The organism is Nonomuraea cavernae (assembly GCF_014646355.1).
Classification (GTDB): domain Bacteria; phylum Actinomycetota; class Actinomycetes; order Streptosporangiales; family Streptosporangiaceae; genus Nonomuraea; species Nonomuraea cavernae.
On sequence record NZ_BMNH01000080.1, the window covers coordinates 1 to 533 of the forward strand.

Sequence of the window (533 nt, forward strand, 5' to 3'; positions counted from 1 at the left end):
GGCTGCGCCCGTAGCGGTGACCATCGGCCTTCGTGCAGGAGGCGCGCAGTGGGCAGGGTCCGCAGTCCGTGATGGCGAAATGTACCCGGGTGATCGGCGTCCCGTTGGGTTTGCGCTGATCGGACCAGGAGACACTGGTCGCGCCAGCGGGGCAGGTCGCCGTGCGTGTCTGCCAGTCGATGGTGAACGCCTCCTGGCCCAGCCCCTGCTTAGCTGTGGCATGGGTATCCAGCCCGACCGGCCCCAGCAGGTCGATCGCCTTCTCCTGGCGGGCGGTCAAGATCAGCGTGGCGGTGACGTAGCCCGCGTCCACCACGTGGGTGCCGGGCTCCAGCCCCCGCCCGGCCAGATCGAGGTGGATCTGCTCGGTGACCTCGCTGTCGACCACAGTGGCATCGGTCGTATGCACATTGGTGATCAGGTGCGGCTGATCGGGCTCACAGGTCTCGCTCAGGTGCACCTTGTAACCGCACCAGCCCGCACCACGCTTGAGACCGTAATGAGCATCGCGGTCATAGGGCGAAGACAGCCGT

Annotated in this window: 1 protein-coding gene; it reads right to left on the minus strand. The window is 66.8% G+C overall.

Going from position 1 to position 533, the window contains the following annotated elements:
• Positions 1 to 533: transposase (locus tag IEY82_RS38760; RefSeq protein WP_189129280.1), on the minus strand; the 533-nt coding region annotated here is incomplete at both ends.